The sequence below is a fragment of the Bradyrhizobium sp. LMG 9283 genome (genome assembly GCF_045571415.1).
Lineage (GTDB): Bacteria > Pseudomonadota > Alphaproteobacteria > Rhizobiales > Xanthobacteraceae > Bradyrhizobium.
Genome location: NZ_CP120691.1, coordinates 6,681,689 through 6,695,599, shown reverse-complemented (window position 1 = coordinate 6,695,599; position 13,911 = coordinate 6,681,689). Strand labels below are relative to the sequence as shown.

Here is a 13,911-nt window from a genome sequence, read left to right as displayed (position 1 = left end):
GCGCGACGTCTTGCCGGTAATCGACATCCCTTATACCCGCAGACGAACATCGTCTTGGATCGGATTGCGCCGCTTGGCTAGATCTAGGGGTGGTGGCGCCACGGGCGTTCGACCAGCGAGGCCCTTTTGTCGATCAATCAGCCAAACGCTCCCTTTGTCGGCACGATCGAAAAAAGCCCGAAGATCAGCCTGATCGGCACGCTTGCAATGCTGGTCGAGGCGCCGGGCGATTTCGACCTGGTGCAGCAGGGCCGCATCTGGGCCCTTGCGGATGCGGTTTCCACCTGGCCCAACGTCCAGGAGGCCGTCATTGGCGTCACCAATGTGATGCTCGTATTCGAGCAGCCACCGGCGGATATTGGCATGCTCAGCGCTTCGATCGTCGAACTGTGGCTTCGCTTGCCGAGCCGCAAGGCCGACGGCAAGCTGATCGAAATTCCCGTGATCTATGGCGGGAAACTCGGCTTCGACCTGCCGGCGGTCGCGAGACGCGCTGGACTGTCCGAACGCGACGTGATCAGGATTCACAGCGAAGGCGAATACACCGTCTGTGCGGTCGCGAGTTCGCCGGGGTTCGGCTACCTCTACGGCCTCGATCCGCGCATCTACATGCCGCGCAAATCGGTGCCGTCGCTCAACATGCGCGCAGGCTCGGTGACGATCGGCGGAATGCAGACCGGGGTGGCGGCGCTGACAAGCCCGAATGGATGGAATGCCATCGGCTGGGCCTCGCTCGCCATGTTCGATCCGAGCTCCGAACAACCCTCGCTCATGCTTCCGGGCGACCGTGTCAAATTCAGAATCGACCGGATCGAGCTGTGATCGAGATACTGACCAGCCCCGCCTTCAATACCATCCAGGACCTGGGCCGCCACGGCGCGCGCCGTTTCGGCGTGAGCACCTCGGGAGCAATGGATCCCGTCGCGCTCGCCGCCGGCAATGCCCTGCTCGGCAATGACGATGGTGCGGCTGGTATCGAGATCCAGACCTTTCCGTTCCGCCTGCGATTTTCGGCCGACACCGCGTTTGCCCTCACCGGCGCTGATCATGACGCGACACTGGCCGGTTCGGCCGTTCGGCCGTGGTGGTGCACGCGGGCGAAGGCGGGCGACGTTCTCGCGATCACCGCGCCGCGGCGTGGTGCGCGGGTCTACACGACGTTCGGCGGCGGTATCGATGTTCCGCGCGTGCTGGGCTCGCGCAGCACGCATGTACGCGGCGGCTTCGGCGGGTTCGAGGGCCGTACCTTGCAGGCGGGCGACATCGTGCCGATCGGGAGTTCGTCGCGCAGCAGCGAGGGCCGCTTCGACTTCGGTGCCGTGCCGCCGGATGTCGCGATCCCAGGCGCCGCTCCAGCGGATGGCCGCGTGCTGCGGATACGCGTCATGCGGGCCGGCGAGTACGACCTGTTTTCCGAGGCGATGCAGGCGACGTTCTGGTCGACGCGATGGAAGATCAGCGCCCAGAGCGATCGGGGCGGCTACCGCCTCGCCGGCGGCAAGCTGATATTGGACGCGCCGGTCGAGATGCGCTCGCATGGCGTCGTGGCTGGCGTCGTGCAGGTGCCGCCGGCCGGCGAGCCGATCATCCAGATGAGCGACGCCAATACGGCCGGTGGCTATCCGAAGATGGCGGCCGTGATCCAGGCTGATCTCTGGCGCCTCGGCCAGGCGGCACCGGGATCGGTCGTCGCCTTCACTGAGGTGAGCTACCAGGACGCGGTCTCGGCCATGGCTCCTGTCAACGACTATCTCGCGAGGTTGCGTGCAACCGCGGATCTCTATCGAGCGCTTTGAGTGGACGTCGACAACAACAAGAGCAGGGTACGAACATGAAAATCGGCATCAATTCGGATATGGGCGAAGGCTTCGGCAATTATCGCATCTGCGACGACGAGGCGCTGATGGATATCATCTCGTCGGCCAACGTGGCGTGCGGTTTCCACGCCGGCGATCCCATCATCATGGATCGCATGGTTCGCCTGGCGAAGCAGAAGGGGGTCGAGGTCGGCGCCCATCCGGGCCTGCCCGATCTTCTCGGATTTGGCCGCCGCGTGATCGAGATGGACGCCGCCGAGCTCGAGAAGCACATGGTCTACCAGATCGGCGCCTTGCAGGCGATCGCGGCCAATGCAGGCCATCGCGTGACCCATGTCAGCTTCCACGCCGCAATGGGCAACATGGTCAATGCCGACCCCGACATGGCCGATGTCGTCGCCCGTGCGATCGCGACCATCAATCGCGATTTCATCGTGTTCTCGCAGCCTAACGCCGAGATCGTGCGCGCCGCGCGCAAGGTGGGCCTGCGCATCCTCACGCTGTTCCTGGCTGACCGCGCCTATGACGAGCGCGGCCATCTGGTGTCCCGCAAGCTTCCCCACTCCGTCATCACCTCGACCGAGGCAGTGGCCGAACGGGTCAAGCGTTTTCTGGACAGTGGGACGGTGCAGACCATCGAGGGCAAGTCGATCAAGGTCGAGGCGCGCTCGATCTTGATCCACAGCGACACGCCCGGATCGGTCAACCTCGCCTGCACGGTGCGCCGCGTGATCGAGCAGGGCGGTGGCGAGGTCACGCCCGCAACCGTCCTGCTCAACTGAGCCGGCGAATGCGCACGACCGGTGTGCCGTAGCCGACCGTTGCGCCGGTCTCCGCGATCACGGCATCGACGATACCGGCGGCCGGCGCCAGGATGGGCGCATACAAGAGCCCGATCTTGACGAGGCCGACGATCGCGCCGGCCTCGATGCGCTGACCCTGTGCGACGAACGGCTTTTCCCGCCAGGGATGAGCCGCAAGGAAATGCCCTGCGACGTCGGCTTTGGCGATGACGGAATGGTCTACAGCCGGGGCGGCCAGCGTCGATGACACAGCCATTCGCGGACCCGTGTCGACGACGAGCTTCAGGGACTGGCCGGGCTCCTCGATCTCGATTGTGTCGGCGCCGGACCTTTCGAGGATCTGCGCCAGACGCGCGATGTCGGTCAGCTCTATCGGCATGTTCTGGTCTCCTCGACAAGGCGAACAATAGTCCTCAGCCGATCGAGATAGGCCGATATCTCGGCTTCGGCTGCCAGCGCATCGGCGTAAGCAGTTTGTTCGAACCGCAGCTTGCTGCCCAGCCGCGCCTGCCCGACGCGCCACAGATCGGCCCGGATCACGGTTGCGATCTTCGGGTAGCCGCCGGACGTCTGCGCGTCGCGCATCTGGATGATCGGCTGTCCGTTCGGCGGAATCTGGATGACCCCGGGGACGATGCCGTGCGAGCGCTTCTCGATCGGCGCCTTCGGCTTCACGGTAGCGCCTTGCAAGCGGTAGCCATAACGGTTGCTCTGCGGCGTGACCTTCCAGCTGCTGGACCAGAACAGCGCCTGCGTGGCGGCGTCGAACTGGTCATACTCGCCGGCAATCACGACCCTGACGGTGGTTTCGTCCGCGACGGCGTTCGGCCGCGCCAGCGTGATCTCAGCCGGCTCGACTCCCAGCTGCCCAATGGTCGCGGTCGATGCGGCGCAGGGCAGCATGTCGCCCACCTGAAGTGGCCGTCCGTGCAAGCCGCCGAATTCGCCACGAAACTGCGTGCTGCGCGATCCCAGCACCATGGGTACCTCGATGCCGCCCCCGAATGTCAGATAGAGTCGTGCGCCGCGGGGCATCGCCTTGATGGCGAGAATATCGCCGGCACGGGCGTGCGCGCGCCACCATGGCGGAATCGCGCGTCCCGCGATGTCGGCCTCGACATCGGCGCCCGTGAGCGCAAAGGCCATGTCGCGGTCGAAACGAAGCTTGAACGGCAGCATCGGAATCTCGATGGCGGCAGCGTTCTCGTCATTTCCGAGCAGGATGTTGCCGGCACGCAAGGCGACGTCGTCCATGGCACCAGACGTGCCGACCCCGAAGCGATACTGGTCGAAGCGACCGAGATCCTGGACGCTGGTGGGCCCTGTGACAGACAGGATCTCGATCACCGGATCACCCGTTCAATCTCGAAGCGGATCGTGTCGCCCGGTGCGAGCGCGGCAGGTGTCAGCCAGGATGGATCGAAGAAGGTCCAGCTCGTATGCCCGATGGCGTGCCAGCCGCTAGGGCCGGGCGACGCGGAGACACCGGTCTGCGATCCGCCGATCGACACCGAGCCGCCCGCGGAGCGTTGCAGCGGCGTCTGCCGGCGCGGCATGGTGATACGCGGGTCCATGCCGCCGAGGTAGCAATAGCCGGGATGACTGCCGAGCGCGAACACGGTATAGAGCGGCGCGGCATGGATCGAGACCACGTCGTCGACGGACAGGCCGCAATGATCGGCGACGGACTGAAGCGACGATCCGATCTCGCCGCCATAGGTGACAGGTAGCCTGATCTCGCGGCCGCCGATTGCGAGGCCTTCCGCCGCGTCCCAACCGTCGTTGAGATCGGCGGTCAGGGTGTCGAGCTCGCGAGGAGGGGTCTCGAAAGTCAGCATCAAATTGGTGATGCCGGGAATGACCTCGCGGATTCCCGGCCATTTCGACGCAGTGGCCGCCAGCGCCCAGATGCGCCGCTGGTGCGGCAGGTCGAATGCGCCGGGCGCCTCGAACAGAACGGCCGATGTCCCGAGCAGGCTGATCTGCGGCCGGTCCGGCGTCGTCATGGCGCGGCTGCCTTCGTATTCATCCAGTGTTCGAGATGGTGGATGTCGTAGCCGCCACGGCAGAACGCGGGATCGGCGAGGATCGCCTGATGCAACGGGACATTGGTTCTGATGCCTTCGGCGCACAGCTCGGACAAGGCGACGCGCGCACGCGCCATCGCTTCCTCGCGGGTGCCGCCGTGGGCAATCAGTTTGCCGATCAGCGAGTCATAGTGCCGGGGAACGGTGGCGCCGGCGGTGATATGCGAATCGACGCGGATGCCGATGCCGCCGGGAACATCCCAGCGCGTCACCGTGCCGGGCGACGGCGCGAAACTGGCGGGGTCCTCGGCATTGATGCGGAATTCAATGGCATGGCCGATACGGGCGATGTCGCCTTGCGCGATCCCCAAGGGCTCGCCTTTCGCGATCCGGATCTGCGCCTTGACGATGTCGATGCCTGCCGTCATCTCGGTGACGGGATGCTCCACCTGGACGCGCGTGTTCATCTCGATGAAGAAGAACTGCCCGTCCTCGTAGAGGAATTCGAACGTGCCGGCGCCGCGATAGCCGATCCGCCGGCAGGCCTCGACGCAGCTTGCGCCCACCCGCTCGATCAGCGCGCGATCGATGCCGGGCGCGGGAGCTTCTTCGACCACCTTCTGATTCCTGCGCTGGAGCGAGCAGTCGCGGTCGCCGAGCCAGAGATGGTTGTCGTGCTGGTCGCACAGCACCTGGATCTCGATATGGCGGGGTTTTTCGAGGAATTTCTCGATATAGACCGCAGCGTTCCTGAAGGCCTTGCTGGCTTCCGCGCGGGTCAGCGCCAGCGCCTCGTCCAGCGCGGCCTCGCTGCGCACGATCCGCATGCCGCGTCCGCCGCCGCCGCCGGCGGCCTTGATGATGACGGGATATCCGATGTCCCGCGCGATCGCGCGCACCTCGGCCGGTTCATCCGGCAGGGCGCTGTCCGGCCCGGGCACGCAAGGCACGCCCGCCAGCCGCATCGCGCGCTTGGCCGCGACCTTGTCGCCCATGGTCCGGATACAGTCCGCCGGAGGGCCGATGAAGGTCAGGCCGGCGCGCGCGACCCGATCGGCGAACTCCGCACTCTCCGAGAGGAAGCCGTAACCCGGGTGGATCGCCTGGGCGCCGCTGGCCTCGGCTGCGAGCAGGATCGCCGCAACGTTGAGATAGGTGCCGCTCGCCGGCGCCGGCCCGATGCAGAGTGCCTCATCGGCGAGCGCGACATAGCGCGCGTCGCGGTCCGCCACCGAGTGAATGACGACCGTCTCGAGACCCATCGCCCGACAGGCGCGCTGGATGCGAAGCGCGATCTCGCCGCGATTGGCGATCAGGACCTTGTCGAACATCAGGATGAACCCGCAGGACCGATCCGGAACAGGGCTTGACCCGCCGCGATCTCCTCACCGTTCTCCGCGAGGACCGCGAGCACGATGCCGGGCGCCTCGGCGGCGATGTCGATGAAGGTCTTCATCGCCTCGATGATGCAGATCTTCTGCCCGGCCTCGATCCGCGCGCCGACCTCGACCAGCGGCGGTTCGTCCGGCGCCGCAGCCCGGTAGAAGATGCCATGCATCGGTGCGGGCACGACGATGTCGACGGCAGCCTCGGCAGCTGGGCGTTCCGGGTGATGGAGAGCAGGGGCCTCGACCTCGACCCGGTTTGCAGGCTGTGCCGGGACCGCAGGCGCTCCTGCCGACGCACGCTTGAGGATGCGGATACGGGTCCCGTCCTGTGTCAGGTCCAGCTCCGCGATCGAGGAGCGTGCAACGAGATCCACGAGCTGTTCAATCTTGGAAAGGTCCACAGTCACGCTCCGCGCTGACGGCCCGCCGAGTTCGGTGCGTTCATGCGTCACTCCGCCGGCGGCCTGCTCTTCTGTGCAAAATTGAGGCCGCCGACGACCTGCTGGGTCGGCAGGACTTCCATGAAGGCGACATTCATGCGGGCCGGCGATCCAACCGCGAACGCGATCGAATTGGCAATGTCCTCGGGCTGAAGCGCATCATAGTCGTCGAAGAAGCGGCGCTTGGCTTCGGCGAGGTCACCGAGCAGCCGGCCGAACACCTCGGTCTCGACGCGGGCCGGCGATATCTCGGTGACGCGAACCCTGGTCCCGTAGAGATCGACCCGCAATTGCTGCGACAGGGAGTGAATGCCCGCTTTCGTGGCATGATAGACGGTGTTGCCGCCGCCGAATGCGTAATGGCCGGCGATCGAGGAGATGTTGACGACATGGCCGCGGTCGCGGCGCACCATGCCCGGCACGACCAGCCGCGTCAGATGCAGCACCGCGCGCAAATTGACGTCGATGAGGGCGTCGACATCCTCGGGCGTCGTGTTCAGGATATTGCCGCGCCGGGACTGGCCGGCATTGTTGACCAGGACGTCGAACTCGGCCGACTTCGTCAATGCGGCAAGCGCGTCGAGGTCGCTGATGTCGACGGCGCAGGGGCGGCAACCAGTTTCTGCCGACAGGCCGCTCAGGCGAGTGGCGTCGCGGGCCACGGCGTAGACTTCGAGCCCTTCCGCACTCAGGCGGCGAACCGTGGCAGCCCCTATTCCGGAGGATGCGCCCGTCACCAGGGCCGTACGATAGTCCGAAAATCCCATCCGCGAGGGCTCCTCTGCTAGCGTCCAACCCGCTGGTGGCGTCGCTGCAACGCGGGCGGCGGACGAGTTCAGCACTAGCTATAGGCCCCTCAGGTTCCCGGTGGTAAGAACGATTCCTTCTGATCCCATAGCTTCAGCCTATTGCTGCTGCACTGCTGCCTGACTGGATATCCGGAGACGCCGTATTGGATACGAAACGTTTGGAGGCCTTCATCAAGGTCGTGGACCTCGGCAGCATGACGAGCGCGGCAAAGGTGCTGAATGTTGCGCAGCCGGCGCTGAGCCAGCACATTGCGAGCCTGGAGGCGGATTTCAAGTGCAAGCTGCTCGACCGCAGCGCCCGCGGGGTCAAGCCCACCGAGGCCGGACGAATCCTCTACCGCTATGCCAAGTCGATCCAGCGGCAGATCGAAGAGGCCAGGCGCACCATTCTGGACAACAAGCCGGAGCTGACCGGCAATGTCACGATCGGTCTGGCCCCGCTCAGCTCGGCGGCATTGCTGGCTATCCCGTTGCTCACGCAGATACGAGAACGCTATCCCGGCATCGTGCCTCACATCTACGACAGCTCCGGGGTGATGCTCAGCGAGATGATGCTGAAGGGGAGCATGGATATGGCGGTCCTTTACGGCGAGCGCCCGGTGACCGGTCTCGATTACAAGCCGCTGATGCGCGAATACTTCTATCTTGTCGCGCCCCGCAGCATGTATCCGGAGCAGAAGCCTTCGGAGGACGTTTCGGCGGCGGAGGTCGCGCAATTCGACCTGCTTCTTCCATATCGGGAGTCCTTCCTGCGACAGACGGTCGAGCGAGTCTGCGCGGAGGCGGGACTGCGCCCGCGCATCGTCGCCGAGATCCATTCTCAATCGATCCTCTCTTCGGCGATCGCCGCCGGAGTCGGCGCGGCAGTGCTGCCCATGTCGATAGCAAGGGAGTTGCCCAATCTCGACCAACTCTGCATTAGACGGATCAATGCGCCGTCGGCGTCGCAACAGATGTCGCTATGCATTTCCGATAACGCTGCGCTGTCCGACGCCGCGTTCGCCGTCTACAAGATCCTGCTCGATATCATCGTCAAGAGCTGGGGACCGTTCGATGTCCAGCTCGGCTCGGCTGCCATGGCCGCGGGTGGCCCGGCCTCGCCCCTGGACGTTTCGAAGGACGAGCCATAACGAAACGCGATGCGGCAATCCTAAAATCTGAATTTGCTGCCCCAAGGCGGTTGGTTATGGAGGTGTAACGGAGATCGCCACTGCAAGGAGGTTATCATGGTGCATGTGATCAGGACATTCGACCGGCCCGCCGCTGAGCTTGTCGAGCGCATCAAGCAGTTTCCTCCGTCCACCCTGCACGAGGCACAGGGGCGATCGGGCGCCCTGACCTCCCGCATCAAGCCGATCTATTCCGGCATGCGCGCCTGCGGACCGGCGTTCACCGTGAGCTGCCATCCGGGCGACAACATGATGCTGATCGCGGCGATCTCGCTGGCCAAGCCGGGCGATGTGCTCGTGGTCAGCGCAGGCGATCATCCCGAGCAGGGCGGCTTCGGCGAGGTGCTGGCGACCGCTTGCGTCTCCAAGGGCATCGTCGGCCTGGTCACCGATGCCGGCGTTCGTGACGGCCTGGCGGTGCGCGCCACCGGCTTCAACGTCTTCTCCTACGGCCTGTGCATGAAGGGCACCGTCAAGGAGACCCTCAGCACTATCAACCAGCCGATCGTCATCGGCGGGATCGCCGTCCGCCCCGGCGACATCGTGAGCGCCGATGACGATGGCGTCGTAATCGTGCCGAAGGAGAACATCCCCGATGTCTGCGCCAAGTCGGCGGCGCGCGAGGACAAGGAAGCCGGCGTGATGAAGGCCCTCAAGGCCGGCGGCGACATTCTCGAGCTCTCCGGCATCGGCAAGGTGCTCGAATCCAAGGGCTGCACCTTCGCCTGAGCGGACAGCCGTTGCACGGACGCGGTGATGGGAGATCAGGTGTCAGCCATTCTCGGCTCTGGGGAGCATTGCTACCGCGTCGTCGATAACTGGGCGAAATTGCCGGATGGCTGGCAGCTCACCGACGTCGCCTCCGTCGCGGTCGACAGCAAGGACCGCATCTACGTCTTCAACCGCGTCGCCCATCCGATGGTGGTGTTCGACCGCGACGGCAATTTCCTGCGCAGCTGGGGCGAGGGGCTGTTCTCCCGCGCCCACGGCCTGCATATCGATGCCGACGACAATCTCTACTGCACCACGACGGCGACCACACCGCGCGAAAATGCACGACGGACGGCAGGGTGCTGCTGATCATCGGTGTCCCCGAAAAGCTCGCGCCGTTCATGAGCGGCGATCCCTTCCATCGCTGCACCCACACGGCTTTGTCGCCGAAGGGCGAGATCTATGTCTGCGACGGCTACGGCAACGCCCGCATCCACAAATTCACGCCTGACGGCAAGCTGATCAAGAGCTGGGGCGCGCCCGGCACCGATCCTGGCCAGTTCAACGTCGTGCACAATATCGTCGCTGATGCCGATGGCTGGGTCTATGTCGCCGACCGCGAGAACCATCGCGTGCAGGTGTTCGACGGCAACGGCAAATAGGAGGCGCAGTGGAATAACCTCCACCGGCCGTGTGCGCTGTGCCGCTGCGGCGGGCTAAGAACCCGACCTTCGTCATCGGCGAACTCGGTCCCGCCATGCCGGTCAACCGCAAGGTGCCCAATCTCGGCCCGCGGCTGTCGATCGTGGACGCCAAGGGCAAGCGCATCGCGCGGCTCGGCGGCGAGGATGGCCCCGGTCTTGCGAGCGGCAAGTTCCTCGCGCCGCATGGGATCGCGCTAGACTCCAGAGGCGACATGTATGTTGGCGAGGTCGGCGTCACCGACTGGAAGACGAACTTCCCGGACGAGGAGATGCCGGCCGTGGTCCGCACTTCGCGTTGCCTGCAGAAGCTGGAGCAGGTGGCCGACGTTCCGCGCTAGACCGTTTCACAATCCCATATAGCGCGCTGAATTTTCAACGCGCAGAGCCTCAGATCGATCATTGCTCCACTTGGGTAACGTTCGGACGATGTCCTGCCTCCTACCGGAAATCGTGCCACGACTCCCGCGCCGGTACGCACCTCTCCCGAGCCAACCCTGCAACTCGTGATCTTGAGCAATCGATGCGCTCAAAGTAGCAAATACCGCGTTACTGATCGCCTGCTGCTGGCCACGTAGATGATCTTCGAGAAGTTTGTGCCGCGTAACTCCCACGCCACCTAGACCGGGTAGAGTGAGGTTAAATCCTCCTCCACCTCCCGGTTTCTCAACGCGGTCCTCCACAGGAATGAGTGCGTTTCCTATGGCTTGCATCACTTGCGCGAAGCCGCTCGTCCGGCCCCACGTCACGTGGATGGGAGGACTTCGAGTTGCGGAGTGGAGATATGCGGAGGTGAGGGCCAGGGAGGTCTTACCTACGCCCCGGTCCCCGTAGATGAATATCTGACGACCTGGAGAACTGAGTGCGCGGTCAATCGTGCGGAGGTTCTTTTCTCTTCCAAACAGCCGTTCTGGGGTCTTGATCGTGTCGGAGGGCGTGAGGTTCTCAGCCAGCACCGCCTTCGAGTCTTCGTCGGTCACGCCCTTAATGGTCATGATGGCCCCGCCCTCGAATCGGACCAGGAACTCTACGGACGCGCGCGAGAGAGAGTGAGGAGGAAGCGTTGCAACCCTGTGCACAATTTTTGGCTCACATATGCGAACCCGCCTGGAGGCGGCAAGGCGACTTCCCCCCGGTACGCCCCTCAGCAGGCCCGGCTCTAGGAGGGTGATAGGGGGCGAGCCGCTGGGTGCAGGCGAGGGCACGGAGTACTGCTGCCGTGGGCCTATTGCCGTCACGACTCAAAGCCGTGGCCTGAAAACAGCACGTACGCCGATGTTAGACTTCAATACAGAGCAAATGTGCGTCACTCGTTAACCGTGGGGACCTTGGCGAAGCTGAAGAGGTCTGCTGCTATCTGCTCTGTGGCCGGAACGACGATTGCTCCGGTGCGGTGCTGGTGATCCCGGCGACGAAGAAGGCCATTTTCCATTCGCATCGATGAAGACGTGCTCGACTTCTTCAAGAGCGAAGGCGAAGGCTATCATGCCCGGAGGACGAAGCCGAAGAGGCGCGTGATGCGCGAGGCTGTAGCCGAGCCGCGAGACCCCGCAGGACGCGAGGCGCAGCATCGATGCGGCTCAGCGCGACCAGACGAGGGCGGAGCCGCTGCCGACCACGACGAGATTGGCGTAGATCAGCGCTGACCAGGACGCTCTTCGTCAATTGGCAATTGGCCTCGATTCCGGGATTGCTGATTGCCGACGATATCGAGCGAGCCATAGCCGCCTGCGACGGCGAAAGCCGTGTCCACAGACATCGACGCTGTTTGGGACGTACGCATCCGATCAAGCTCCGCCCGCGGACAGCACGATGTGAAAGACATTGCGACCGGCGCTATCCCCCGGGTACCAACGGTGCGGTAAACCGACCATCGTCATGGTGTCACCGGTGCCTTCCATCGCATGAAGGCCCCGAAGCATTAGGATAGGATAGTTTCACTCGCATCACTGGAGGCGGCAATCTGCTGGGCGAGCATGATTCCCCGCGCCATCTCGTCGTCCCGGTAGACAAAGTCGCGGGCCTCGTCTGCCACTGTTACGAAAATCGCTGCGATCAGTTCCGGTTCCGCCGGCAGCGGGATATATTCCTTGGCGCCGGCACGGATCGCCGCGGCTGCGGCGCGGGCGTCGTTGGTGATGCCGCAGGCGACGATCGGCACGTAAATGTGCTCGGCTTCCAGCCGCAATACGAGCTCGCGAATATCGAGCCCGACGTCGACCAAGAGCAGGTCGGCGCCCTTGTCGCCGCGCAAAACCCGCATCGCCAGTTCATGATCCTCGGTCTGGGTAACGGTCGCGCCATTGTCGATGGCGATCTTGGTGGCTGTCGTGAGCTGGCCCTTCAAGGTGCCGACAATAAGAAGCCGCATGCGATTATCCTATACATCTGTTCGCGTCGTCCACGACGCGAGTCTATGAAACGTCACAATATGCTTTGCATTGTCATGGTGACGCCGAGCTTATCTTTCAGCACCACCCCGACGCCACTAGGCAGTGATTCCTCAGTCAATCTACGTATGGTTGCTGAGGACCGGCCGCCGGTCAAGCTCAAATCTGCACCGTGCGGTGCGCCCGGAGCACCACTTCTATTGGAGTATCAATCGGCGTCCCAAAATTGCACGCCGAATGACACGGCATAAACGGCTTAACGAGATCGATACAAAGACGGATCGGCGAGCCGGGTGCCAAACCGCGCGCTACTATGCAACGTTTTCCGCCCGGCTTGTTAGTCCGCGGGGCGTTCAGAGACTCTCTGGCACTCCGATTTTCGAGCCCCGGCGCTCGTCCTGACGTGGGTCTAACCGATCGGACGGATTGCGACCCAGCTTCAGCTTCAACTGTGCCAGGTCGATAAATTCGTCCGCCTGCCTCGAAGTTCGTCGGCCATCATTGGCGTCTGGCTCGCGATCGTGGACGCGACAGTCACCCGCACGCCCGCGCCGCTGCACGGCCTCGATCAGGGAGCGGAAATCGCCCTCGCCCGAGCACAGGACCATCTGGTCGATATGCTCGGCAAGCTCCATGGCGTCGACCGCCAGCTCGAGATCCATGTTGCCTTGACCGCGCGGCGACCGCTGGCGTCGATGAATCCCTTGGTCAACTTGGTGACAACCGTGTAGCCGTTATACCTGAGCCAATCGGTGAGCGGCCTGATTGACGAACATTCCTGTTCCTCAATAATCGTCGTGCAATAGAACGCGCGCAGCACCGTGCCGCGGCTCTTAAACTCCCCGAGCAAGCGCCTGTAGTCAATGTCGAAGCCAAGCGCCTTGCAGGTTGCGGTGAAGGTTGGCGCCGTCGATAAAGAGCGCCATTTTGTCGAATGATGACATTGGCGTTTAGCCGCTCCCACCACTCATTCGCCTAGGCCGCGTGTGATCCATCCAAAAAAAATGGTTGAAATGAGCGCGCCACGGCAAGATCAGAAGCAATCGCTGCCAAGACGCGCGCTTGATCAGTCCAGCCCGTCATCAATGTGTCTCCTGGCCTATCCTACGCTTCCAACTAAAACTTAAGAGCCCCGCCTCATGGAGCATAGGGGCAGGGCCGCTCCCGTGCTCCCCAAGGCGGGAAGCCACGCTGCTGGGAAACGGCGCAGTACTTCGGCGTCGCTCAGAGACTCAGCGGGCGTTTCGATTGTCCCCCTCGTCGCTCTTTACGACGTTGCGCAAGACAATTTCGGAAAGCTCCACAACCAGCTTTTTGAGACGCGCAATCTCTTGCTTGCAGCGCCTCAATTCGCGTTGGTCATCCGTCATCTCCGATATTCCAGGGTGGCTGCTATTGCTGTCTTTCATGTTAGGACCATCGGACCAGCGTCACCTTCCGAACAGCAAGGGATGACTTCACCATACGACGCTAGGGTCGGACTCCAGCGACAAATACCTTAGTCCCGCGGACCGTGCTACGTCAGATACAGTACGTAACGAACGAACAATTTCGTTTCTCGCCTGAGTCGGTCACCTGCACAAAACCCCAAGACTCTAACTGCCGCTGGATGAAAATGCAGTGGCAGGTCAGTGGCGGTAACGTATAGAACGAAGT

Annotated in this window: 16 protein-coding genes and 2 pseudogenes; 7 read left to right on the top strand and 11 right to left on the bottom strand. The window is 63.5% G+C overall.

Annotation, left to right across the window (positions count from 1 at the left end):
- Nucleotides 1–126: 126 nt before the first annotated feature.
- Genes pxpB (P6U29_RS31450) through P6U29_RS31440 form a run of 3 tightly spaced genes read left to right on the top strand, consistent with a single transcriptional unit; the run spans nt 127 to nt 2,599 of the window.
- Nucleotides 127–822: a 5-oxoprolinase subunit PxpB gene (gene pxpB, locus P6U29_RS31450; protein ID WP_407114223.1), complete on the top strand. Its 696-nt coding sequence runs from the start codon at nt 127–129 to the stop codon at nt 820–822.
- Complete coding sequence (locus tag P6U29_RS31445) at nt 819–1,796, top strand: biotin-dependent carboxyltransferase family protein (protein WP_407114222.1); 978 nt, start codon at nt 819–821, stop codon at nt 1,794–1,796. The genes pxpB (P6U29_RS31450) and P6U29_RS31445 overlap by 4 nt, the downstream gene beginning before the upstream one ends.
- Nucleotides 1,797–1,831: 35 nt before the next feature.
- Nucleotides 1,832–2,599, top strand: coding sequence for a LamB/YcsF family protein (locus P6U29_RS31440; protein WP_407114221.1), 768 nt, complete (start codon nt 1,832–1,834; stop codon nt 2,597–2,599).
- On the opposite strand, the gene P6U29_RS31435 is transcribed toward P6U29_RS31440, so the two are convergent.
- Genes P6U29_RS31435 through P6U29_RS31410 form a run of 6 tightly spaced genes read right to left on the bottom strand, consistent with a single transcriptional unit; the run spans nt 2,592 to nt 7,242 of the window.
- Complete coding sequence (locus tag P6U29_RS31435) at nt 2,592–2,999, bottom strand: acetyl-CoA carboxylase biotin carboxyl carrier protein (RefSeq protein WP_407114220.1); 408 nt, start codon at nt 2,997–2,999, stop codon at nt 2,592–2,594. The two genes, P6U29_RS31440 and P6U29_RS31435, sit on opposite strands and share 8 nt — an antisense overlap.
- Complete coding sequence (locus P6U29_RS31430) at nt 2,990–3,967, bottom strand: biotin-dependent carboxyltransferase family protein (protein ID WP_407114219.1); 978 nt, start codon at nt 3,965–3,967, stop codon at nt 2,990–2,992. Before P6U29_RS31430 ends, P6U29_RS31435 begins: the two co-directional genes overlap by 10 nt.
- Nucleotides 3,964–4,626, bottom strand: a complete 663-nt coding sequence (pxpB, locus tag P6U29_RS31425) for a 5-oxoprolinase subunit PxpB (RefSeq protein WP_407114218.1) — start codon at nt 4,624–4,626, stop codon at nt 3,964–3,966. The genes P6U29_RS31430 and pxpB (P6U29_RS31425) overlap by 4 nt, the downstream gene beginning before the upstream one ends.
- Entirely contained in the window at nt 4,623–5,978 is a 1,356-nt protein-coding gene (gene accC / locus P6U29_RS31420; RefSeq protein ID WP_407114217.1) for an acetyl-CoA carboxylase biotin carboxylase subunit, read from the bottom strand. The genes pxpB (P6U29_RS31425) and accC overlap by 4 nt, the downstream gene beginning before the upstream one ends.
- Nucleotides 5,978–6,436, bottom strand: coding sequence for an acetyl-CoA carboxylase biotin carboxyl carrier protein (locus P6U29_RS31415; RefSeq protein WP_407114216.1), 459 nt, complete (start codon nt 6,434–6,436; stop codon nt 5,978–5,980). The genes accC and P6U29_RS31415 overlap by 1 nt, the downstream gene beginning before the upstream one ends.
- A 47-nt stretch (nt 6,437–6,483) precedes the next feature.
- Nucleotides 6,484–7,242: an SDR family oxidoreductase gene (locus P6U29_RS31410; protein WP_407114215.1), complete on the bottom strand. Its 759-nt coding sequence runs from the start codon at nt 7,240–7,242 to the stop codon at nt 6,484–6,486.
- A 185-nt stretch (nt 7,243–7,427) separates the two neighbouring features.
- Between P6U29_RS31410 and P6U29_RS31405 the strand changes: the two genes are divergently transcribed.
- From P6U29_RS31405 to P6U29_RS31395, 3 genes and pseudogenes are all read left to right on the top strand, one after another.
- Nucleotides 7,428–8,414: a LysR substrate-binding domain-containing protein gene (locus P6U29_RS31405; RefSeq protein WP_407114214.1), complete on the top strand. Its 987-nt coding sequence runs from the start codon at nt 7,428–7,430 to the stop codon at nt 8,412–8,414.
- A 96-nt stretch (nt 8,415–8,510) separates the two neighbouring features.
- Entirely contained in the window at nt 8,511–9,182 is a 672-nt protein-coding gene (locus tag P6U29_RS31400) for a 4-carboxy-4-hydroxy-2-oxoadipate aldolase/oxaloacetate decarboxylase (protein WP_407114213.1), read from the top strand.
- A gap of 39 nt (nt 9,183–9,221) precedes the next feature.
- Nucleotides 9,222–10,206, top strand: a pseudogene (locus tag P6U29_RS31395) (peptidyl-alpha-hydroxyglycine alpha-amidating lyase family protein).
- 6 nt (nt 10,207–10,212) lie between these two features.
- On the opposite strand, the gene P6U29_RS31390 reads toward P6U29_RS31395, so the two are convergent.
- Entirely contained in the window at nt 10,213–10,860 is a 648-nt protein-coding gene (locus P6U29_RS31390) for an ATP-binding protein (protein ID WP_407114212.1), read from the bottom strand.
- A gap of 453 nt (nt 10,861–11,313) precedes the next feature.
- Here P6U29_RS31390 and P6U29_RS31385 point away from each other — a divergent pair, with 453 nt between their 5' ends.
- Entirely contained in the window at nt 11,314–11,511 is a 198-nt protein-coding gene (locus P6U29_RS31385) for a hypothetical protein (protein WP_407114211.1), read from the top strand.
- Between the two features lie 284 nt (nt 11,512–11,795).
- Here the strand turns inward: P6U29_RS31385 and P6U29_RS31380 are convergent.
- The 4 genes and pseudogenes from P6U29_RS31380 to P6U29_RS31365 all read right to left on the bottom strand — a co-directional run.
- A pseudogene (locus P6U29_RS31380) lies at nt 11,796–12,236 on the bottom strand (sigma-54-dependent Fis family transcriptional regulator); the annotation flags it as partial.
- Between the two features lie 372 nt (nt 12,237–12,608).
- Entirely contained in the window at nt 12,609–12,917 is a 309-nt protein-coding gene (locus tag P6U29_RS31375; RefSeq protein ID WP_407114210.1) for an NYN domain-containing protein, read from the bottom strand.
- Nucleotides 12,824–13,219, bottom strand: a complete 396-nt coding sequence (locus P6U29_RS31370) for an NYN domain-containing protein (protein WP_407114209.1) — start codon at nt 13,217–13,219, stop codon at nt 12,824–12,826. Before P6U29_RS31370 ends, P6U29_RS31375 begins: the two co-directional genes overlap by 94 nt.
- A 268-nt stretch (nt 13,220–13,487) precedes the next feature.
- A complete protein-coding gene (locus P6U29_RS31365) occupies nt 13,488–13,664 on the bottom strand; it encodes a hypothetical protein (protein WP_407114208.1) in 177 nt (58 codons plus the stop codon).
- Between the last annotated feature and the right edge of the window lie 247 nt (nt 13,665–13,911).

Coding starts and splice junctions, on each gene's coding strand:
- P6U29_RS31440 (WP_407114221.1), top strand. CDS start 1,832: ATGAAAATCGGCATCAATTCGGATATGGGCGAAGGCTTCGGCAATTAT.
- P6U29_RS31435 (WP_407114220.1), bottom strand. CDS start 2,999: ATGCCGATAGAGCTGACCGACATCGCGCGTCTGGCGCAGATCCTCGAA.
- pxpB (WP_407114218.1), bottom strand. CDS start 4,626: ATGACGACGCCGGACCGGCCGCAGATCAGCCTGCTCGGGACATCGGCC.
- accC (WP_407114217.1), bottom strand. CDS start 5,978: ATGTTCGACAAGGTCCTGATCGCCAATCGCGGCGAGATCGCGCTTCGC.
- P6U29_RS31410 (WP_407114215.1), bottom strand. CDS start 7,242: ATGGGATTTTCGGACTATCGTACGGCCCTGGTGACGGGCGCATCCTCC.
- P6U29_RS31400 (WP_407114213.1), top strand. CDS start 8,511: ATGGTGCATGTGATCAGGACATTCGACCGGCCCGCCGCTGAGCTTGTC.
- P6U29_RS31390 (WP_407114212.1), bottom strand. CDS start 10,860: ATGACCATTAAGGGCGTGACCGACGAAGACTCGAAGGCGGTGCTGGCT.
- P6U29_RS31375 (WP_407114210.1), bottom strand. CDS start 12,917: ATGGATCTCGAGCTGGCGGTCGACGCCATGGAGCTTGCCGAGCATATC.
- P6U29_RS31365 (WP_407114208.1), bottom strand. CDS start 13,664: ATGAAAGACAGCAATAGCAGCCACCCTGGAATATCGGAGATGACGGAT.